The sequence below is a fragment of the Paenibacillus canaveralius genome (assembly GCF_047238265.1).
Lineage (GTDB): Bacteria > Bacillota > Bacilli > Paenibacillales > NBRC-103111 > Paenibacillus_F.
Map to the genome: position 1 here is coordinate 3,548,292 of NZ_JBDFMM010000001.1, position 20,896 is coordinate 3,569,187.

Here is a 20,896-nt window from a genome sequence, read left to right on the forward strand (position 1 = left end):
TTATGAACTGCTAAAAACCCCCTCGGACGAGGGGGTTTCTTTTTGTCCTCTGCCGGGCCGGGACCGGCCGGGAACTTTCATACTGGACCTGCATAAGCTGTAGCACTACAGGATGTAAGCCCAAGACGGAGGGATTCCCGTGAGTGTGGAACTGGTGGGTCTGCATATCGTTTATGTATGTTTTATCGCCCTGATTATCGGGTTTATGCTGTTTCGCAAAGATACGACGCCGGTTTGTCTGATCGGCATTTTCGTGCTGGGCCTTGCCGCTACCGGCTCGCTTCCTCAATCGGTCGGAGGTATATTCTCCAGCCTCATCTATGCGATGAAGGAGCTTCTGCCGACCATTCTCGTCATCTCGGTCATTGTCGGCATGAGCCAGGTTCTATCGCTGTCCGGCGTCAGCGACACGATGATATCTCCCGCGGCGAAGCTCATCCGCAGCCCGGGAGCGGCCTTCTGGATCATCGGCATCGTCATGATGACCGTTTCGTGTTTCTTCTGGCCGTCCCCGGCCGTTGCCCTGATCGGGGCCGTGCTTCTTCCGGCGGCGGTTAGGGCCGGTCTGCCGGCCATCGGGGCGGCCGTGGCCATGAACTTGTTTGGCCACGGCATCGCGCTTTCCGGCGACTATGTCATCCAGGCCGCGCCGAAGCTGACCGCCGACGCCGCCGGGCTTCCTGTCGGAAGCGTCATGGAAGCTTCCGTCCCGCTCGTCGCCGTGATGGGAGCCGTCACGACCGCGGCGGCTTTCTGGTTCCTGCGGCGCGATTTGAGAAGCGGAGCTTTGAAGCCGGAAAGCGCCATCAAGCCGCCCGCTCCCGTCATCGGCGGCGCTTCTTCCGCCGGGAAGCTGCTGACCGGCGGGAAGCGCCTGGCTCTTGCGGTCGCGATCCCTCTGCTGTTCGCGGCCGACATTGCGGCCATGTTCGAGCTGAACCTCCAGGGAGGGGAGGCGACCGCGCTGATCGGCGGGACAGCCGCCCTCATCCTGCTGCTCGTCTCGCTCATGGCCCACCGCCGGGGCGGATTCGGCAAAACGACCTCATACCTGGTGGGCGGATTTCATTTCGGCTTTAAGGTATTCGGTCCCGTCATTCCGATCGCCGCCTTCTTTTACCTCGGCGACGCGGCTCTTACCGAGCTGTACGGGCATGTCCTGCCCGCCTCCTCGCACGGGATCGTGAACGATCTCGGACTGGCGCTGGCCCAGACCGTGCCCGTTCATCCGGCCGCAAGCGCCGTCACGCTGACAGCCGTGGGCGCCATCACCGGGCTGGACGGATCGGGCTTCTCCGGCATCTCGCTGGCCGGCTCGGTTGCCCACTTGTTCTCCTCCGCACTCGGCGCGGGAGCCGCTACCTTGACGGCTCTGGGCCAAGTGGCGGCCATCTGGGTCGGAGGCGGCACGCTCATCCCGTGGGCGCTTATTCCCGCCGCCGCCATCTGCGGCGTCGATCCTTTCGAGCTGGCCCGGCGGAACTTGAAGCCGGTGGTGATCGGTCTGGCCGTCACGACAGTCGTCGCGATGTTTCTGATCTGATCCGGGGCGGTGAACAGGCCGGGATCAGGGAGCTGCTTCCTTACTTCTCATCCGAAGCACTGCCGCCCTGCTGGACTTACTGGACTTTCCCGCTTTCTTGCCACGCTTCCGAAACCCTTTGCATTCTCCGGGGGCATGTATTGTAAGGCATCTAACGTTCGGCAGCGGTGCCGCCTTCGCAAGGCTGCCCTGCTCTTTCTTCCCCGCCCGCCGCTTCCGGCGGGCATTCTTTTTCGAATGCCGCGATAAGATCTTTCATGAGTTTCATGGCCGATCCGGCATCGAGCGCATAGTATTTTTCGGTGCCCTGCTGACGGATCGTAACGATCTCCGCCTGCTTGAGCAGTTTCAGATGATGCGAAATGGCCGGCCTCGACAGATGCGAATGCTCCGTGATGCTCTTGACGTTCATGGGTCCGTGTTTGCCGAGCAGCAGAATAATCTGTTGTCTGGCCGGGTCTCCCAGTGTCCGGAACAGATTCGTGCACTCCTCGAAGTATTCCATTGTAGTCCGTTCAGTTGTTTCGCTCATACGATCACATCTTTCTTCATCGATGCGGCCGGAGCGACGTGGGAAGAGGATACCTAAATCAGCTTGCGGCCGAGCTTCTCGGCTTTGTCCAGCCAGGATTTCCGCTTGTTCGCCGTGGATAATTTGAGCGATCCGAGCGTTGTGACACGTACCGGCTTAAATCCGCTGAATTCGAGGGTCCCCTTCTTCATCGCCTTGTGGCCGGGACTTCCGCTTATAGTCTGATAATACCATACGGGAGTGTCCATCGTCACAAGGAGGCGGGCGCTCTTCCCTTTAAGCAGCTTTTCCCAGGTAAGGGAGTCCTTGCTCTTGTACTTAAAAGCGAAGCCCGGTAGAAATACCCGATCGATCATCCCTTTGAGAAGCGCGGGCATGGTCCACCACCAGGTCGGATACACGAACACGACATGATTCGCCCAACGGATCGACTCCTGAATTCCAAGCAGGTCGGGCTCCAGTTCCGTCCGCTTTCTGTACCCGTAAGCCAGATTCGGATTGAAATCGAGATCGCCGATCTGGACGAAACGGACTTCCGCTCCGGCTGCGATTGCCCCCTTGCGGTACGATTCCGCCAAAGCGGTGCAATAGCTCTCCCGGTCGGGATGCCCTTGAATGATTAAGACGCGTGACGTTTCCTGTGTTGTCATAAGAAAAACCTCCGTAGGATCGTTAATGATGTTTATCATTTTATTAGTTTATATGTTTAAACATTTAAACCTTTAGACCAAAGATAAACCCCCTTCCTCTTTTTGTCAACCTAAAATCCCGAGCGCCGATAAATCCGCAACAAAAAAAGCCTTCATGCGAAGGCTTAAGAATCCCTGTAAATCTTCCCGGATTTTTCCCCATCGAAACCAACAAAAAACCGCGCATGCGCGCGGCTTTCGATTGACGGCTTGTCCGGATAAGCTTTTTCCTGTATAAACATAAATCTAAAAGTGCGTTTTACTTGCCCTCCCGTTTATTCCGGCAGGCACCAGTCAATCGGCTCGATTCCCTGCTCCGTAAGCCATGCGTTGGCTTTGGAATAAGGCTTGCTGCCGAAAAATCCCCGGTGGGCGGAAAGCGGGCTCGGATGAGGAGCTTTGATGACGCCGTGCCGGTTCAAGTCGATGAGCTGCGTTTTGGACTGCGCGTGGCTTCCCCACAAAATAAAAAGAACGGGCGTCTCTTTGCGGTTCAGCGTCTCGATGACTTTATCCGTAAAAAGCTCCCACCCTTTGCCCTTGTGGGAATTCGCTTCGCCGGCCCTCACCGTCAGCACCGTGTTTAGAAGGAGCACGCCCTGGTCGGCCCAATGCTTCAAATACCCCGTTGCCGGGAGAGGACAGCCGATATCTTCTTTCATTTCCTTGAACATGTTTTTAAGCGAAGGCGGGGCGGGTACGCCCGGTTTGACGGAAAAGCTCAGGCCGTGCGCCTGACCGGGGCCGTGATAAGGGTCCTGTCCCAAAATAACCGCCTTTACGTCCTTAAACGCCGTATAGTGCAGGGCGTTAAAGATATCGTGCATCTCCGGATAAATCGTCCGTTCGGCGTATTCTCCCTTCAGAAACTCCCTAAGTTTCAGATAATACGGTTTTTCGAACTCCTCCGACAGCAATTCCGCCCAGTCGTTTTTCAAGATCGTCATAGCCTCGTCTCCTTCCTATTCCTCCGTTTCCAGTCTTCCGGTCGTGGGATCGGCAAGCACAAGCCTGGCGGAAACTTCCTCTCCGCCCTGCCGTTCCAGTTTGAGCTTGGCGGTTTTGCCTTTTTCCAGAAGCGCCTTCACCTGGGCATCCGTCAGGCTCCGTCCGAAGCTTTCCTTCCAGATCACGAAGGTACAGCCGGTCTTGTAATGCGAACAGCCATACCCTTTCTTACCCATAAAAATGGTTCCGCCGCAGCCCGGCCGCGGACAGGTTCCGACCACGCGCGGCCCGTCCGCCGGTTTAGCGGCAGCCGGAGCTCCCCGGCCCGCCGCTTGTCCCGCTGCGGGGCGGGAGCTCTGCGCCGGCATGTCAGCCGCGCCTCCCGCCGTCTCCCGCACGCGCGCCTGTCCCGCGCTGCCGGCGGCAGCTCCGCTCCGGCCCGAAGCCGCCCGGGCTGCCCCAGTGCCGCTTCCGCGGGCCGCTGTGCCCGCCGCTGCGCGCGTCCCAGGCGCGGCTGCCGCAGCGGCGCCGTCCGTGCCGCCGGCTTTGGCGCTCCGGCGTGTCCTGCCGGACGCGGCCCGTCCGCCCGCTTTTCCGGCGGGCTCGTCGCCCTCGAAGGCGGTTCTCGCCGCGCGGTTCTGGACGCGGACCTTCTCGACGATGAGCGTGGCGAACTTTTTGACGTTTCGCATAAACGTCTCATCGGACGCTTGCCCGCGTGAGATTTCATTGAGCCGGCGTTCCCACTGGCCCGTCATCTCCGGCGAAGTGAGCAGCTCCACGCCCGCCGCGCGGATAAGCTCCACGGCGGTCCGCCCTTTGGGCGTCAGCGTGATGCGCTTGCCCTGCATCGTGACGTAGCCGACGTGCTTCAGGCGCTCGATGGTCGCCGCGCGGGTAGCGGGAGTCCCGAGACCGGAATCTTTCATCGCGTCGCGCAGCTCTTCATCTTCGATCTGCTTGCCGGCGCTTTCCATCGCCTTCAGCAGCGTGCCTTCCGTAAAAGCTTTGGGCGGCTGGGTCTCTTTCTCCTTGGCGGCCGCATCCCTGCAGTGTGCGCCGAGAGAAGCGTTCAGGGAAAACGGCTCGGACGTTTCTTCTTCCTCAGCCTCTTCCTCTTCTTTTCCTTTGTCATCCTTCGTTTTTCCGCGTTTGCCGTCTTTCTTGGATTCCGGGTACAGCACTTTCCAGCCGAGCTGCAGCAGCTCCTTGACGGTCGTCTTGAACGTTTCTTTTTCCACTTCCGTCAGAACGGTATGCACCTTATATTCGGCCGCCGGATAAAACTGCGACAAAAACCGGCGCACGATCAGATCGTACACCTTCTGCTCATCCGCCGACAGCCCGTTCGCCCGTTTGCCGGTCGGCAAAATCGCGTGATGGTCCTCTACCTTGGACGGGTTGCAAATCGCTTTATTGTTTTTGTGAACCAGATTCCGGTTCGCCTGGCGGACCTGCTCGTCGTAGGCCGTTCCCTGGAGAGCCGACAGCGTTTTGTGCATCTCGGGGATATTCTGCTCCGTCACGTAGTTCGAGTTCGTTCTCGGGTACGAAATGACTTTGTGCTTCTCGTAGAGCGCCTGAGCCACGTCCAGCGTTTTTTTGGCCGAAAAACCGAGCTTCGCATTGGACTCCCGCTGAAGAAGCGTCAAATCATACAGTTTGAACGGATATTCCTTCGTATCTTTAACTTCGTAAGACGCGATCCGTGCCGGTTTTCCTTTGACTTTGGCTGCAATGCCCTCGGCCTTGGCCGGGTCGGTAATACGCTCTCCCTGCCACAATCCGCGGTAGTCCGTCTGCTCCTGGGTGAAAAACGCCTCCACCTCGTAAAATTTCAAAGAAGAGAAATCTTCGATAAGCTTCTGACGGTCGTAAATGAGCGCCAGCACGGGAGTCTGAACCCGTCCGACGGACAAAAGCACGTTATGCTTGGTCGTAAACGCCCGGGAGCCGTTCATCCCGATGATCCAGTCCGCTTCGCTCCGGGCTCTTGCGGCTCTGGTCAGATTGTCGAAATCGGAGCCGTCCTTCAGCTGCTGAAAGCCGCTCCGGATCGTTTCCGCGGTCAAATCGGAAATCCACAAGCGCTTCACCGGCTGCTTCAATTTCAGATGACGCTGAATGAGCGAGAAAATATGCTGCCCTTCACGCCCCGCATCACAGGCGTTGACGATTTTGTCGCACTGTTTGGCGAGTTCTTTGATCACTTTGAGCTGATCCTTCGTCCGGGGGTTCGGCAGCAGCTTGAATTCGTCGGGAATAATCGGCAGGTGCTCAAAGCGCCATTTCTTATATTTATCATCGTATTTATCGGGTTCCGCAAGTTCTATAAGGTGTCCAATGGCCCAGGTAATGATATAATCCGATCCCTCGATATACGTGCGTTTGTTCGCCGCCTTCGGTTCGATGACAGCGGCAATCGTCCGGCCCATATCCGGTTTTTCGGCAATCACGAGTGTTTTCAAAGGCTATCTTCCTATCTATGTATCTCGCCGCGTTTCCCGCACAGGCAAGACATCCTCTTTAGTATCGTTCCGGCACCAGTCCGTGTTTCTCGTACACTTCAGTATATCGGCCCGGAAGAAACCCTGCAAGGGACGGTGCGAAAGCTGGAGAAGCTGCAGCCGGAAAATTCCTCCGAAATTCCTGTGTGCGGCAGGTCCCGTCCGTCCTGTAAAAAATTTTGCGCCCGTACATTTCCAGAGCCTGGAATTTGAGTTATGATCGCTCTGAAAGATTATTATCGGCAGGGGGTTACCATGACAGCGTTAACGACGGAAAGGTTTCTTCTCGGAATGGACGGCGGCGGCACGCATACCCGTGTCCTTGCGGCGGATTTATCGGGACACGTGCTTGCCTATGCGGAAAAAGGCGCCTCGTCCATCCATAAGGACGACGAAGCAAAAGAAAATGTTCACGCGGCTATACGGGAAGCCGTGGAGCGGGCCGGCAGATCCTTGGAACAGGCGGCCTCTCTGACCGCCGGGATGGCGGGATACGATTCCGAATCCGACCTGCCCTGGGTTCGCGCACTGACCGATGTGGAAGGGTTAAGCTGTCCCCGGCAGCTGGTGAACGACGCCGTTGTCGCCCACAGCGGCGCTTTGTTGTCGGAGCCCGGGATCATGGTCATATCGGGGACAGGTTCGATCATTCTGGCCGTTACGGAAGATAACCGGCACATCCGCAATTACGACCTGCATCATTACGCTTCCAGCGCGGCCCGTTTTCTCGCCTATGACGCCACGTACGAAGCACTGGCGGGCAATACGGACAAGTCGGACGCGGACTTGATCCGGGGCATGCTGGAGCACTGGGGCCTGGAAACACTGGAAAGCTATTCCGGGCTCGCATGCGCCGGATTCCTTCCCGATACCAAGGCGCGCAATAAAAAGTTCGGAGAACTGGCCCCGCTGATTACGGGCGAGGCTTCGCGGGGCAGCCGGCTGGCCCGTACGGTCTGCGACCGGGCGGTTCACCAGATTTCGGTCGGCATCGAGCTGCTCGGCTCCTATTTTAACAGAGAGACGGTTTACGTGGCGGCCGCCGGAAGCGTCGTGAACAGTCCTTATTTCAAGCTAAAACTGGCCGATAAATTAAGTGCCGGCAACCACAAAACCTACCGCTGGCAGCCGCCCGCATTCTCCCCCGCAGCCGGAGCCCTGCTGATGGGATACCGCAGCCTCGGCATTCCTCTCACGGAGGAGCTGCTGGATAATCTGCGGCGGCACCCCGCCTGCCGGTGCTGATTCCGTGCATCCGCCAACGCACGGCCACGTCGGTAGCTTGGCGGCGAACAAACGAAAACTCCGGACCTTCCCAGGTCCGGAGTTTTTTAACGACGGCTGTTACCGGCCGTAAAGCTGCCGGTATGATCCGAAAACGGTGTTACCCGCCGCCGTAAGGCTGCTGGTTAAACCACGTAGCCCGGCTCCCTCTTATCTGCGCAAACTTTCCAGCAGCTTCTTTACTTCCGAAGAGCTGGTCAGCTCACCCGGACGAACTCCCGCGATTTTGCCGTCGGCATCGATAAGGAAAGTCGCCGGAAGACCGACAACCCGGTATTGCCGGGCGGCCTCGCCGCTCGGATCGAGCAGGACGGGAAAAGCAAGGTTTCTCTGCGAGGCGAACTCATTCGCCGTTCCTCTTGATTCGCCTACGTTGACGGCGACGATTTCCACGCCCGGAATTCCTTCGAGGTAAGCTTCATTCATACGGGGCATCTCATGCGTGCAGGGACCGCACCAGGAGGCCCAGAAATTAAGCAGCACGCCCTTGCCCCTGTACTCAGAAAGCGAAACGGAACGGCCGTCCAATCCCGTAACGGTAAAATCAGGGGCCGCCTCGCCGGTCCGGACGGCTCCCGCCGTGTCCCGTGAATCCGCACGGTACAGCGTGTAGGCCAGAGCGGCCGCTATAAGCCCCGCGATGAGCAGGACGGCTCCCCGCCGCAGCTTATGTGTCACAACTCCCACCTCCCGCTAAACCCTGCCGTCCCCGCCGGTACCGCCGGTACGATAACCGAACAGCTTGGAGAAGGCCGCCTGCAGCCCTTGGGGACCGTATGCTTCCCTGAAAGAATCGGCCGTCCCCTCTTCGGCTATGCGACCTTCTTTCAGGAAGACGACATGGTCGGCCGCAGACTCCGCCACGCCAAGCTGGTGCGTGGAGAACAGGACCGCGTGGCCTTCCGCCCGCGCGTACCGGACAAGCTCGACGAAGGAATCCATCCAGTACGGATCGAGGCCGTTCGTCGGTTCGTCCATGATGAGCAACGCCGGCTTGGCCAGCAGCGCCTGGGCGAACAGCAGCCGCTGCCGCATGCCTTTGGAGAAGGAGCCGACCGGCTTGCGCCTCACATCGGTAAGCCCGACGAGTTCCAGCGTTTCCAGCACCCTCGCTCTGGAAACCTTCCGCAGCGAAGCCCAGAACAGAAGCGTTTCCTCCGCGGATAATCCCTGTCCGAAAGAATAATCGTCGGGCATATACCCGATCTGCTCCGCGTAGGCCATCCGGTTTTCTTTCCATTTGCGGCCGTTCACCTCTATACTCCCCGCAGTAGGCTGCGAAATTCCCGCGATCATGCGCAGTATGGTGCTCTTCCCCGCTCCGTTTCCGCCGCAGAGGGCCAGCACTTGACCCTTGTTTATCCGGAGATTGACTGAATGGATAATGTGCTGCCTGCCGATTTTTTTGTGCAGATCCGATACGGTTACGATGTTCTCAGCCACGGAAACGCCCCCTTTCCCAGATCAGGTTCGCCAGGCCTGCGCATACGGCAATCCAGACGAGGCACAAGCCGAGGAATATCAAGGTTCCTTCGGGACGGACGATCCAGCGGACCCACTCGTAATACTCGGGGCCCAGTGCAGCTCCGCCGCCGAGCTTCACGACAACGAACAGCCGCACAAGCTCCGCCGGGTTCAGGAACGTGAGCACCGTCAGCGCGCTTTTAATCCAGACGTAAGGAAGCAGACCGAGAACGGCAATCAGCAGCGTCGGCCAGCCGATTACCGCGAAAAACCACACCGCCACGCCTGCGGTCAGCGCCTGCCAGCGGTTTTTGGCTAATGTGCCCAGCACGAGCGCCACAGCAAGAAACAGCATGACGAGCCCCGTGGAGAAGGCGAAAAACATCCCGAGCGTGTCAAGCTGCAGCCCTTTGCCGGTCAACGCTCCGACCACGCCCGTCAGCCCGTACCCGAACGCGACGATGGTCAGCATCACCACGGTTAACCCGGTGTATTTTCCGGCAATAAACGCAAAAGTAGCGAGCGGATACGTGGAAAGAAGCTGCCAGCTTCCCTCCTCCTTCTCCGCCGTTAATGAAAACGAGCCCAGCAGAAGCGCCATAAGCGGCAGTAAATATAAGATCAGATTCAGCATGGATGAAGTGGAGCTTGAATAGCCCTGTACGAAGCTTTGGGCGTTAATAAGGAGCAGGGACAGGCTGAATAAAGAAAAGAGGGCCATAAACGAATAGGCCCACGGGTTTCTAAACCCGACTTTCACTTCGCGAAGCGCGATCGTCAGCACGTTCATTTGCCGTGCGTTCCCTGGTCGCCGGCTTTGCCGCCGTGAGCGTCCTTCCCGCCGCCCGCTTCCGGCGTCACGCTGTGGTCATGGCTTCCGCCCATGTTCATCATGCTTTTGTTCTGTTCCCATGTGTGCTTGCCGAGATCGGCCGCCGTCATCACTTTGCCTTTTTTCTGACTGTCCGCGAACTTCTGGGCTTCCGCCTTGTCCTTAAACGAATAGATGCCGTAGGCCATCGGAGATTTGAAAGAAGGATCGTACACGTAAGTAGCATCCTCATACTTGATCCATTCCTTGTTGTTGTAATCCCGGACAAACTGGACCTGGATGGAATCCGCCGCATTTTTCCCTTTCCATTCGTTCATGCAGCCGAGATCGTCGAATTTGTAGGTTTTTCCGTCTTTCGTTTTGAGCTGGACGGCGAACGCGTCGTCTTTGATCTGCATGTTGCAGATTGCGCACTTGTCCGTTTCCTCGTTGATGGGCTCCGCCTGATCCTTTGCTTTCCCGCATGCGGACAACATCGTCATAATCAGCAGTACACTCAGCAAAAACAATCCCGTTTTTTTCATACCCTTTTTACCCCCACATAATAAATTGTACTGACCGATGCCAGCAGCAGAAGAAGTCCGAACATCAGAGTCGTATTCCCCGTCACTCCGCTTTCCGGTTTTTGTTCCCGCTCCGTTCCCGGCTTCATCAGCGGCGCTTCATCCTCCGTCCAGCCTTCACGGCCGGAGGTGTACATGCCTTCGAGAAACTGCATCCCCGGCGATTGAAAAAAAAGCTGGTAAGCCGGAACATCCCCCGTCAGTCTTTGAAAAAAAGGATTCAGCGCATACGACAGCTCGCTCCGGCCGTCCCCGTCGCTGTCCAGACCACGGAACGCTTCCCAGAAGTTTCCGCTGAACGCGTTAGTCTCGTCCGCATCCGCTTCGGCTTCGATCACGTTGCCGATAAAACGGTTGCCGGTGAACCGGTTATTTTCCGATTCCAGAAACTGGACGCCGACGAAATTTTGCAGCACGTCGTTGTCGGTGAAATCGTTGGAGCCCGATTGCTCGACATAAAGGCCGACCCGGTTTCCCTCCACTTTGTTGCCGGTTACCTTCGAGTTATGTACGTCGAAAAACAAAAGGCCCTGCGAGTTCACGCTCTCGCTTTGTTTGGTAAAGGCATTGCCGGATACCTCGGCTTCCTTGACGCCCATGATCATGGCACCCGTGACGTTGTACATGCCGGTGTTGCCGCGTACGACCGTCTCCTTCGTGTACATGCAGTGAATCCCGTACCGGGAATGTTCGACGGAGTTCGCTTCCACTTTGTTCCGGTGGTTGCTTTCCAGATAGATGCCGTCGTTCATGGAACTCACTTGGTTGCCCGAGATGATAGTGTCGTGCGCGTTGAAAAGATCGATGCCGTTGCGTCTTTCGGACAGCTTGGCCGCTTCGCTTCCGACTCGGACGACGGAATTGTTCTCGATCCGGTTATAGCCGGTATCCCGCAGCAGGATGCCGAAAGCCCCCGTGCGGATATCCAGCGAATGAAGCCATGCCCGGCTTCCCTGCACAAGCACCGCCGTCGTGTCGGAGGACGCTCCTTCCCCGTCCTGCACGATCTGCAGTCCGCTCAGGGTAACATCGTCCGCCCCGACCGTGATGGCGGGTTTCCCGCTCCCGGGCTTGTTCCCGACGACGGCGCCGTTCTGTCCCTCGATCACGATGGGACGGGTAATAACGGCGGGACCTTCGTAGGAGCCTGCCGGGAGCCTGAGCAGGCCGCCCGCCGGCGTACGGTCGATGAGCTGCTGGAGCGCCGCGGTCCGCGCGGCACTATCATCCGCCGGAGCCGCGTCCGCCCGGTAGCTGGGCAGCCAGAGTCCGGCGGCTGCCGCCGCCCAGACGCACAGCAACAGGGGGATCAGGCGGAGCTTCATGATACGTCAAGCGCCTTTTTCTTGGTGATGTGCGTGACTCCCTGGTAGAGATGCACGTAAATGGCATATTTGCCGGGCTCATCGAATGTTTTCTCTATCGAGTAATTTCCGTCCCCGCTTGACTTGGCATCGAGCAGTTCCGGCAGTCCGCTGTTGTCCGCCAGGCGGATATCGAGCTGGACTCTCGCCCCCTCTTGTGTGGTTAATCCGGTAATCTTCGCCGTGATCACCGCTTTCTCGCCTGTTTTGACCGGCGAAGGCTCGGTGACGAGATCGACTTTGACTTTGGACGGGTCTTGTCCCTTAAGATCGGGCGAACAAGCCGTGACGGCAAACACCAGAAGAACGGCCAGCAGGAATCGGCTGATCGGTTTTAGCAAGGCAATGCCTCCTTTCCTTTCACTTCCATTATTCTTACACGCGATTGCCTTTTTTAATATGACTCAACAGGGCTATTCCCGTTAACATTGTGTGAATAGTTTATTTCGTCCGGAACAAATATGTTTTACAGCGGTTAATTTGTTGCGTGCCGGAAACATTAATCGGGAAGAAACAGACAGCCAAAGGAGAGTTGAACATGTTTATGCTTTACGGAATCGCCCTGCTTCTGGCGGGACTTCTTACGATCAACAGCATCTTCTCGTATCAGAGCAAACATATCGATCCTTCGCTCTGGCCGACCTTGTGGTTTCAGTGCAAAATGATTCCGCTGGTGTTCGCCGCCAACGTCATGATCGGCTACGGCGTGAAGTTCTGTTACAAGACGACGGGCAATCTGACCTTGTCACTCGGCATATCCAAAGGCATCGAGATTTTTATATGCGTACTCATGGGCTACATCTTCATGAAGGAAATTCCGAACTGGAAAACATGGGTCGGCCTCGGTATCGTCGTCGGCGGTTTTGTTGTCACCAAGCTGAAATAGCGGCAGAGGAGCTGTGGAAAAGCAGCCGGCCGCGCAAATCCCGCCGGGAAGAACAGGCTATGAGCCAGCATCCGCCTGTTTGGAGCCCCTAATCGGACGGCACTGCCAGGCGGCGGCTCCCACCCGCTCGTTCCTTAAGCTGCACAGCCGGGTCACGCCGGAACACGCCGGGTCACGCAAAAAAGCTCCGGACCCGCGAAGAGTCCGGAGCTTTGGCTATAAAAGCGGTTCGGCCGCCGATAACACGTCAGGCGCTGATGTGTAATACCCGCTGCGGAGCGTCCGCCGTCCGGATCAGGATCTCCCCGGCCGCTTCGTCGTACGCCCAGCCTGCTGCGGACGTATCCCCCGCGATCAGCCCCGCTTCATGCCGCCGGAGTCCCTCGACCGCCGTCGGAATGAAATCCGCATGCTTGATGCGGATCAGGAAGCTGCGGTTTCCGTCCGGCAGCCCTTTATGCTCGTAAGTCCATGCCAGCTTCATCCCGCTGCCGGCCGCTTCCGCGGACAGACGGATCACATTATACGTTCCTTGTTCGTAGCCGTAGGTGATCCCGTCATCTTCGTACACGGTTCCTTCGGCTCTGCCTCCGGACGCGTAAACGTTCCACGTCAGAGCTTCTGCCGTCTTCTCGTCCGCATACTGTTTGAGCGGCTCTTCCGCAAGGACGGCTCCCGCTTTGATATACATCGGCATAATGTGGAGCGGCGCGTGGGCGAGGATATGCTTCGGCCCCGTATGCTTTTCTCCGGTCCAGTAGTCGATCCACTCGCCTTCCGGGATATACACGGCGCGGTGTTCCGTATCGGGACGGTACACCGGAGCGGCAAGAACGCTGCATCCGAGCAGGAACTGGTCGCTGAGGTTCGTCACCTGCGGATCGTGCGGATATTCCAGCACAAGCGGACGCAGGATCGGCATACCGGTACTTGAAGCCTCGTGGAACAGCGTGTACAGTACCGGCATCCAGCGGTAGCGCAGCTCGATATAGCTTCGGCAGATCGCTTCGGTCTCTTCGCCGAACGACCACGGCTCCTGGCGCACGGAGTCGATTACGCTGTGGTTGCGGCAGAAAGGGAACAGCGCGCCCATCTGTGTCCACCGGGCAAGCAGCTGCCCCGTCGAATTGTGCGCAAAGCCGCCGATATCGGGGCCCGTGAACGGAATTCCGGAGAGTCCCAGGTTCAGCACCATCGGAATCGCCATCGCCATATGCTCCCAGAAGCTGCGGTTGTCGCCCGTCCATACGGCGGCATACCGCTGGACGCCGCTGTACCCCGCTCGTGTGAGAACGAACGGCCGCTCTCCGTCCAGCTGCTCCCGGAGGCTTTCGAATGTCGCTTTGGACATCATCATTCCGTACAGGTTGTGCAGCTCTTCATGCGTCTTGCTGTCGCCGTTATTGCCGTGGATGACGTCGAGATCCATCGTCTTGGATTCGTTAAATACGGCCGGCTCGTTCATATCGTTCCAGATTCCCGTGATGCCGAGATCCACGTAGAACTTGTGCTTTTCTCCCCACCATTTGCCCACGGCGTCTTCCGTGAAATCGGGGAACGCGCTTTTGCCGGGCCATACGTCTCCGATAAACAGTTCACCCTCCAGTTTTTTGCAGAAATAGCCGTGTTCGATTCCTTCCCGGTAGATCGTGTATTTGGGATCTTTTTTGACGCCGGGATCTACGATCGGCACGATGCGCATGCCGAGTTTTTTCAGCTCCGCCATCATCCCTTCCGGGTCCGGGAAACGGTCCTTGTCGAACGTAAAGACGCGGTACTGATCCATGTAGTGGATATCCAGATGAATGACGTCGCACGGGATGTTTCTCTCGCGGAACGTACGTGCCAGCTCCAGCACCTCCTGCTGGTTCATGTAGCTGTAGCGGGACTGGTGGTAGCCGAGGGACCATTTCGGAGGCATGGAGATGCGTCCCGTCAGCTTCGTGTAACGGCCGACGACGTCCTTGGGCTGCGGTCCGAAAATAAAGTACAGATCGTACTCACCGGTCGTACACTGGATCGTGAAAAGATCGGGATGAGTGCGCATATCAAAATCGGTACGTCCCGGATTATCCAGAAACAATCCGTAAGAACCGGTTTTATGCATATGGATCAGCATCGGAATCGACTCGTACAGCGCTTCGATTTCCGGCACATGCGGAGCGAACACGTCCGAGTTCCACATGGCGTAGCGCTCTCCCCTCTTGTCAAGGAAACTCGTTTTCTCCCCGAGTCCGTAAAAATGGGAGTCCGTCCCCATCACATAGGATCCGCTCAGCGAACCGCGGGTCGTCCACGAAAGCGTAGGCTGCTTCATCATCAGCTCGCCCTCCGCCGTTTCGACCGTCAAAGCGAAGGTTTCCTTCTCAAGGATAACGCGCAGTACGGACGTACGGAATTCAAACGCTTCCGGGCTTTCCGACCGGTCGGCTTTTACCGGTTGAAACGAATCCGCCAATACGGCGGCGGTCGCTGCCTTGAACTCCGGCTTGCTGCCGTGGAACAATTTGATGCGGAACAGCCCGCTTTCCAAAAAAGTCAGCAGCAGATTGGCATGCTGGCCGTGAATGATATAAGAATCGTCGTGCTCGGTTACGCGGATGGCGCTTCCCGGTGCTTTAGGGGCCACTTCCAGCACCGTATCGATGGATTTGTCGGGATGAATGGTTTCGCTCGTTTGCATGGCCTATTCCTCTTTCTGAATGGAGTTGGGTTGGAACCGCCGGGCGGTACTCTGGCGGCGTTTCAATTCAACGGGAAGCGCAACCGAATGCTCGGCCGGAACGCTTCCGCGGATCATGCTGAGAATACGGCGTATCGCCGTCTTTCCCTTGGTGCCGATATCCTGCCGGATCGTGGTCAGAGAAGGGGTCAGAAAGCCGGCGTAGTCGATATCGTCATATCCCATAACGGATATATCGTCGGGAATGCGCACGCCGAGCTCCTGCAGCCCTTTCATCAGTCCGATCGCAGCGACGTCCGAAAAAGCGAAGACGGCGCTGACCTGCGGGCTGAGCATGTACACCTGCTGCGCACTGTGATAGCCGCCGAGCAGAGAGACCGGCGTCTCCACGAGCAAAGCGCGGTCCGCTTCGATGCCGCTCTCCTTCAGCGCCCGGACATAGCCGAGCCACCGCTCTTCATAGACGCCCGCAGTGACGATGTCGCCCGCGATGACGGCAATCCGCTCATGTCCGAGTGACAGCAAATGCTTCGTGCCAAGGTAGCCGCCCATCCGGTCGTTCATATTGACGACCTGAAGGTTTTCCCCGTCGGTGAGATAGCAGTCCAGATACACGCACGGAACATCAAGCTGGGCGATGCGTCCCAGCAGCGGCGAATCGCCGGTGATTCCGACGGCGATTATACCGTCGAGCTGCCGCTCCTGGACAAACGTAAGCGGATCTTCTTCGGTAACGCCCGAAACGATAACATGCAGACGTTCTTCCCTCGCTTCCGCTTCGACGGCCATCACAAGCTGCCAGTAAAACGGGTTGTCTTCCAGCCGCCCCCTCTCACCCGTCGGAACCAGAATTCCGATGAGCTGGGAGCGTCTTTCTTTCAGATAACGGGCCGCCGTGCTGGGCGCGTAATCGTGCCGGTCGATGACCTGGAGCACTCTCTTGGCGGTTTCCCCGGAGACTCTTCCCGTCCCGTTCATGACGTTGGATACGGTCGCGATAGATACACCCGCCTCCGCGGCTATATCTTTGATCGTTATTTTGTTCATAGTTCCCCCAAATCGGCCGATTTGTCAGAAAATTGATTAATCGTTTTATAACTAAGAGAGCTTGTCTTGTTTGTTTATTTTTCCTATCGAGATGATTGTACTGCATAACGTTTTGATGGATCAATGATTAAACGTTTTATCATTTTTTAACCGTCTATTTCAAACCATTTACCTGTCTCGTAAAGGTCCCGTTCCAACTTAAACTTGATATTTGACGCAAGAGGGCGTATGCAGTAAGTACTCCAGTTAAAGGATTGAGGCTGCTCGAAGTCAATGAGAAGAACATCTTTTTATGCTAACTTATAAACATAGCTGTTTGGATGGGAGGTTATGCCTAAGTGGGTGAGAATGGCGCCGTTACGGAGTCCGGAAGATGTATGGAATGCGGAGCTGCGGGGATAGACGGGTTTTCCTGCTGGGAATTGTTCGGTTTCCCTCTTGTTTGGGAACATCATGACCCGGAATTATATGCTTTACATTTCTGGCTCGTTTCATGTTACATGATTCAGCATCCTTCCCGCTTTACGGAAGAAGGTTACCGGCATCTGGTCCGTTTATTTATCGACGCTTACGATCAAGATTGGAAAACGGCGTATATTCTTAAAAGGAATCGGGAGTTAATGAAGAACATCCGTAAACTGACTACCGCTCTCCCGGATCAAGACCTGAAGCGCAAGCCCGCACTCTGGTCCCTGACAATTGAAGATATTTATCTCGGCGGCGAACAACATGCAATCGCCAACATCCTAAGATGGAAAGAGCGGTTACGACATGAACTATCCTGAGTTTTTAAAAGCTACTGGAAGCCCCGATGCACCCGCCGTAATCCGTGATAAAGAATGCCCCTCATCTTTGCAAAAAAAAGACAGCCGCCTTTTCAGCGGCCATCCGTATGGACGATTCTCCGGTTCTTTAACGCTCTGAGCGGCTATTCCCTGGAATCGAAAAAAATATGTCTCGCCTCGGTCTTCTCTCCGTCCGTCTCGATCAGCCCGAACGAAAACCGCGGCTGCCAGCGCTTGTCCCAAGGGGAGCCCGGATTAAACAAGAGAAGACCGTCTATCCTCTCCGAATAAGGAATATGCGAATGGCCGAATACGATCACATCCGGGTGCTCATCCTGAAAAGTGATCAGAGCGCGCTGCTCCGTCGTCCTTCCCCGGCCGCGATCCCCGTGGACGAGCCCGATTTTGAGCCCTCCTGCCTCGATCAGCTTGCTGTAACCGAATCTGCGCACAATATCCGGGCCGTCATTGTTCCCCGCAACGGATTCGACGGGCGCGATCTTCTCCACCCACCCGATAATTTCCGGGCTGGTCCAGTCTCCGGCGTGAAGAATGAGATCGACCCCCGCCAGCCCCTCCAGAACGGCGTCCGGCAGTTTACCCGCCGTCGGCCTCATATGCGTATCGGACAATACTCCTATTTTCATGCGCAAACGCTCCTTTCAAACGGCAAGTATCGGCTTACAATTCGTCCGGAAAAAGAACCCTTACCTCGTCCCCCGCGGAGACGATTCCGGGCCTCTCTACCGAGGCGACGATTCCCCGGCGGTTCCAGGCGGCTTTTACGAACTTGCCCGCAAGTTTGGGATTTCCCGCCTGCTCGGCAATCACCTTACCGGGATGGATACAAGGTTCGTTTTCCCCTTCGCACACGAGTCCCGCTCCGCTCGGAAACAAAATTCTTGTTCCGGGAGGCAGTGCGGTCAGACGCTCCAGCCCTTTGAACGCCATATTCGCTCCCAGCCATTCGGGGGCAACCCGCTCGATGCCGAGGGCGGCCGCAATCTGTTCGCATTCCTCTTCGGACACGATGCTGATCTGACGCCGGTTCATGATCTCGGTTCCGCGCGGATACATCGGCTGGCGGACGTCGGCCTTGCTTGTCACTCCGAAATGCCGGTCTCCGACCAATCCCCCGAACTGCATCTCCGCCCAATCGAGATGGCGCGTAATAAACGTTTTGGGCTTGTCCGCAATAAGCAGACCGGTCATAACGGCTTGCAGTTCTATTCCTTTTTTCATTGGCAGCTCACTCCACATTCGGTTATGGGAACTTACATGTCATCTTAGATGATACGGTTCCAGAAAATATGCAGTCATTATATCACAAATCGAAAGGATGATCCTGCCAGAACCTCCAGGTTTACCGCCTCCGCCCGCCTATCTGTCTTCTATTCAGCTTACGCCCTGCGCCTGCACTTCCGCCATACCGGATATTGTTGCCATTGTTTGCCGGATATGATATATTATTTCTTCATGCTCAAAATCTGATCTTAGGGGGTAACTGATCTTGGATAAGAATCAAAGTGCCTATCAAGAAGAACAAAACCGGCTGGACGCCATTCTGACGGACGTCAACCGGAGACTGGCGGAGCTGCAAGCCGTTCCCGTGTACCGCGGGCCGGATTTCACGGAACAGGCGCTTGAAGCCGTACGCGAAAGCAGCCGCCAGTCACTTGCTTTGGCATCGGACGAACCTTATTTCGGACGGCTTGACTTTCAGCCTGAACATGCTACCGGAAAGTCCGCTTTATACATCGGCAAGTTCGGCGTCGACGACGAGAACGGCGGAGAGCCTTCTGTCATCGACTGGCGGGCGCCGATAGCCAGCATGTTCTATTCCTACACCGGCGGAGACGAGAAAGCGGCGTACGAATCTCCCGACGGTCTTGTCGAAGGTCTCGTATATTTAAAAAGAAACCTCGTCATCCGCAAGCAGATTCTCCAGCGGGTTGTGGACACCTACGACCGGGACAGCGACCTCCTGTCCGGAGCGGGCGGAGATGAGTTTTTGCTGTACCGTCTCGGCGAGAACAAGGACAACAAGCTGCGCGATATCGTTTCCACGATCCAGGCGGAACAGGATAAAATTATACGTTCGGCCAAAAACGCGGCTCTTATCATTCAAGGCGTCGCCGGAAGCGGCAAAACGACCGTCGCTCTCCACCGTCTCGCTTTTCTGCTCTATCAATACCGCGACCAGGTTAAAGCGGAAAATATGATGATTTTCGCTCCGAACTCCATGTTTCTCGATTACATATCCGGGGTTCTCCCCGAGCTTGGCGTCGGTCACATCCGGCAGAGCACGTTTGCGGATTGGGCCTTGGAGCTTACGGGGGTTTTCTTCCCGCTGGAAAATCCGGCCGACGAAAGTGCCGTCTGGTTTGCGCTCGGTTCCAAGCGCCCGCCGTTAAACGACGAAGTTTCCGGCCGCTGGAAAGGCTCCGTCGCCTTCCGGGACTTCCTGGAAAGCTGTTTTGACGGCTATGCGCGGACCTGTCTTCCGCAGGAGCCTTTTCACCCTTGGGACGGAAAAACGCTCCCCGCCGCTACCATCGGCGTCTGGTATAACGAAGAATACAAACATCTCCCTCCCGCCAAGCGCAGAGAGCGGGTCGTCGCCCGGATCAAACGATGGATAACGATGGAACTGGACAAGGTCTGGGACGCCAAGCAGAAAAAAGAACGGAAGACCAAATCGACCCAGCGGCTGAAAGCCTATCTGAAAGGCTGGCCGGAGTTCGATGCGCTGTCTTTCTATAAAGCCGTATTCGATCCCAAGGCCGGAGCCGCCTGGATGACGGAAGAACTGCGCGGCCGGATTCCCGAAGCCGTCGCGAAAGATACGCTGGCTTCCTTCCGTCGTAAGAAAGTACGCCACGAAGATCTCCCGGCGCTCGTCTTTATCCATGCTTCCCTTCACGGCATCGAAGGTTCGGAGCGGTTCGACCACGTGGTCATCGACGAAGCGCAGGACGCTTCTCCGTTCCAGATTGCCGTGCTTGACCAGTATACCCGGCAGCATTCCTTCACCATTCTTGGCGACCTGTCCCAGGGGATTCATGCCTACCGGGGCACGCAGGACTGGGCCGAGCTCACGTCGCTCTTCGGTGAAGGCGAAACCGCCTATTTCGAACTGGAGCGGAGCTACCGCTCCACGATGGAAATTATCCGTTTCGCAAACCATGTGCTCTCCACCGGAGTCGGAGCCGGTCTTCTGGCCGTTCCCGTATTCCGGTCCGGCGAACGGGTCAAGGTGCTCCGGGTAGAGAAGGAGCGGGAAAGCGCCTTCCTCCGCGAAGCGGTTGAGCGGCTTCTCCGCCGGAACTACGATACGGTGGCGGTCATTACGCGCACCGAAGAAGACGCCGTGCGGCTTCACGCGCAGCTCGGAGAGCTGGGGCTTGCGGCGAGCAGAATCACGGCGGACCAGAAGCAGTATGCCGGCGGAGTATCGGTCGTGCCCGTCTACCTGACAAAAGGGCTGGAGTTCGACGCCGCTATCCTGACGGATGCGGACCCGCTCCGCTACGGCGCCGACGCTCAGGACGCCAAGCTGCTCTACGTGGGCTGTACCCGCGCCCTGCACGATTTGTGGGTGCTTTACGACGGCGAGCCTTCCCCGCTCGTAAGCGTCGACGATTCCGAGATTGTAACCCGGGAGCTTCCCGGGGAGGACAGCGCGGATTCGTGAGGCGGCTAAGCCCGGCGAGGCCGGCTTTCACCGCGTCGGCAAATACACGACGCTGCGAAAGCCCACAGGCACCGA

General features: G+C 57.1%; 20 protein-coding genes. 6 read left to right on the plus strand and 14 right to left on the minus strand.

Features of this window, described 5'->3' with window-relative positions; translation table 11 throughout:
* Positions 1 to 139 precede the first annotated feature (139 nt).
* Positions 140 to 1,543 carry a hypothetical protein gene (locus ABC395_RS15885; protein WP_413004577.1) on the plus strand — a complete coding sequence of 468 codons (1,404 nt, stop codon included), beginning with the start codon at positions 140 to 142 and terminating at the stop codon, positions 1,541 to 1,543.
* Between the two features lie 151 nt (positions 1,544 to 1,694).
* Here ABC395_RS15885 and ABC395_RS15890 read toward each other — a convergent pair whose 3' ends face one another.
* The 4 genes from ABC395_RS15890 to ABC395_RS15905 all read right to left on the minus strand — a co-directional run bounded on the left by ABC395_RS15890 (position 1,695) and on the right by ABC395_RS15905 (position 6,180).
* The gene (locus ABC395_RS15890; protein WP_413004579.1) at positions 1,695 to 2,075 is read right to left on the minus strand and encodes an ArsR/SmtB family transcription factor; all 381 of its coding nucleotides are present in this window, start codon (positions 2,073 to 2,075) and stop codon (positions 1,695 to 1,697) included.
* 53 nt (positions 2,076 to 2,128) lie between these two features.
* Entirely contained in the window at positions 2,129 to 2,725 is a 597-nt protein-coding gene (locus tag ABC395_RS15895) for an NAD(P)H-dependent oxidoreductase (RefSeq protein ID WP_413004580.1), read from the minus strand.
* 314 nt (positions 2,726 to 3,039) lie between these two features.
* Positions 3,040 to 3,711 carry a uracil-DNA glycosylase gene (locus ABC395_RS15900; RefSeq protein WP_413004581.1) on the minus strand — a complete coding sequence of 224 codons (672 nt, stop codon included), beginning with the start codon at positions 3,709 to 3,711 and terminating at the stop codon, positions 3,040 to 3,042.
* Positions 3,712 to 3,726: 15 nt separating this feature from the next.
* Positions 3,727 to 6,180, minus strand: a complete 2,454-nt coding sequence (locus ABC395_RS15905) for a type IA DNA topoisomerase (protein WP_413004582.1) — start codon at positions 6,178 to 6,180, stop codon at positions 3,727 to 3,729.
* 294 nt (positions 6,181 to 6,474) lie between these two features.
* On the opposite strand from ABC395_RS15905, the gene ABC395_RS15910 reads away from it, so the two are divergent.
* Entirely contained in the window at positions 6,475 to 7,464 is a 990-nt protein-coding gene (locus tag ABC395_RS15910; RefSeq protein WP_413004584.1) for a BadF/BadG/BcrA/BcrD ATPase family protein, read from the plus strand.
* Between the two features lie 189 nt (positions 7,465 to 7,653).
* Here the strand turns inward: ABC395_RS15910 and ABC395_RS15915 are convergent, their stop codons facing one another.
* Genes ABC395_RS15915 through ABC395_RS15940 form a run of 6 tightly spaced genes read right to left on the minus strand, consistent with a single transcriptional unit; the run spans position 7,654 to position 12,067 of the window.
* Entirely contained in the window at positions 7,654 to 8,181 is a 528-nt protein-coding gene (locus ABC395_RS15915; protein WP_413004586.1) for a peroxiredoxin family protein, read from the minus strand.
* Between the two features lie 15 nt (positions 8,182 to 8,196).
* Positions 8,197 to 8,946: an ABC transporter ATP-binding protein gene (locus ABC395_RS15920; RefSeq protein ID WP_413004588.1), complete on the minus strand. Its 750-nt coding sequence runs from the start codon at positions 8,944 to 8,946 to the stop codon at positions 8,197 to 8,199.
* Positions 8,939 to 9,757: an ABC transporter permease gene (locus tag ABC395_RS15925; protein WP_413004589.1), complete on the minus strand. Its 819-nt coding sequence runs from the start codon at positions 9,755 to 9,757 to the stop codon at positions 8,939 to 8,941. The genes ABC395_RS15920 and ABC395_RS15925 overlap by 8 nt, the downstream gene beginning before the upstream one ends.
* Positions 9,754 to 10,323: a nitrous oxide reductase accessory protein NosL gene (locus ABC395_RS15930; protein WP_413004591.1), complete on the minus strand. Its 570-nt coding sequence runs from the start codon at positions 10,321 to 10,323 to the stop codon at positions 9,754 to 9,756. Before ABC395_RS15930 ends, ABC395_RS15925 begins: the two co-directional genes overlap by 4 nt.
* Positions 10,320 to 11,687, minus strand: coding sequence for a right-handed parallel beta-helix repeat-containing protein (locus ABC395_RS15935; protein WP_413004593.1), 1,368 nt, complete (start codon positions 11,685 to 11,687; stop codon positions 10,320 to 10,322). The genes ABC395_RS15930 and ABC395_RS15935 overlap by 4 nt, the downstream gene beginning before the upstream one ends.
* Entirely contained in the window at positions 11,684 to 12,067 is a 384-nt protein-coding gene (locus ABC395_RS15940; protein ID WP_413004595.1) for a FixH family protein, read from the minus strand. The genes ABC395_RS15935 and ABC395_RS15940 overlap by 4 nt, the downstream gene beginning before the upstream one ends.
* A gap of 197 nt (positions 12,068 to 12,264) precedes the next feature.
* Here ABC395_RS15940 and ABC395_RS15945 point away from each other — a divergent pair, with 197 nt between their 5' ends.
* Positions 12,265 to 12,612: a hypothetical protein gene (locus ABC395_RS15945; RefSeq protein ID WP_413004597.1), complete on the plus strand. Its 348-nt coding sequence runs from the start codon at positions 12,265 to 12,267 to the stop codon at positions 12,610 to 12,612.
* A gap of 247 nt (positions 12,613 to 12,859) precedes the next feature.
* Here the strand turns inward: ABC395_RS15945 and ABC395_RS15950 are convergent, their stop codons facing one another.
* A complete protein-coding gene (locus ABC395_RS15950) occupies positions 12,860 to 15,295 on the minus strand; it encodes a glycoside hydrolase family 31 protein (RefSeq protein ID WP_413004599.1) in 2,436 nt (811 codons plus the stop codon).
* Between the two features lie 3 nt (positions 15,296 to 15,298).
* Positions 15,299 to 16,342: a LacI family DNA-binding transcriptional regulator gene (locus ABC395_RS15955; protein ID WP_413004600.1), complete on the minus strand. Its 1,044-nt coding sequence runs from the start codon at positions 16,340 to 16,342 to the stop codon at positions 15,299 to 15,301.
* 338 nt (positions 16,343 to 16,680) lie between these two features.
* Here ABC395_RS15955 and ABC395_RS15960 point away from each other — a divergent pair, with 338 nt between their 5' ends.
* On the plus strand, positions 16,681 to 17,127 hold the full coding sequence (locus tag ABC395_RS15960; protein ID WP_413004602.1) for a DUF5946 family protein: 447 nt from the start codon (positions 16,681 to 16,683) through the stop codon (positions 17,125 to 17,127).
* Entirely contained in the window at positions 17,114 to 17,266 is a 153-nt protein-coding gene (locus ABC395_RS15965) for a hypothetical protein (RefSeq protein ID WP_413004604.1), read from the plus strand. Before ABC395_RS15960 ends, ABC395_RS15965 begins: the two co-directional genes overlap by 14 nt.
* Before the next feature lie 4 nt (positions 17,267 to 17,270).
* On the opposite strand, the gene ABC395_RS15970 is transcribed toward ABC395_RS15965, so the two are convergent.
* Entirely contained in the window at positions 17,271 to 17,774 is a 504-nt protein-coding gene (locus tag ABC395_RS15970; RefSeq protein ID WP_413004606.1) for a metallophosphoesterase family protein, read from the minus strand.
* Positions 17,775 to 17,808: 34 nt separating this feature from the next.
* Positions 17,809 to 18,369, minus strand: a complete 561-nt coding sequence (locus tag ABC395_RS15975) for an MOSC domain-containing protein (RefSeq protein ID WP_413004607.1) — start codon at positions 18,367 to 18,369, stop codon at positions 17,809 to 17,811.
* A 268-nt stretch (positions 18,370 to 18,637) separates the two neighbouring features.
* Here ABC395_RS15975 and ABC395_RS15980 point away from each other — a divergent pair, with 268 nt between their 5' ends.
* Entirely contained in the window at positions 18,638 to 20,821 is a 2,184-nt protein-coding gene (locus ABC395_RS15980) for a HelD family protein (protein WP_413004609.1), read from the plus strand.
* The last annotated feature ends 75 nt before the right edge of the window (positions 20,822 to 20,896 follow it).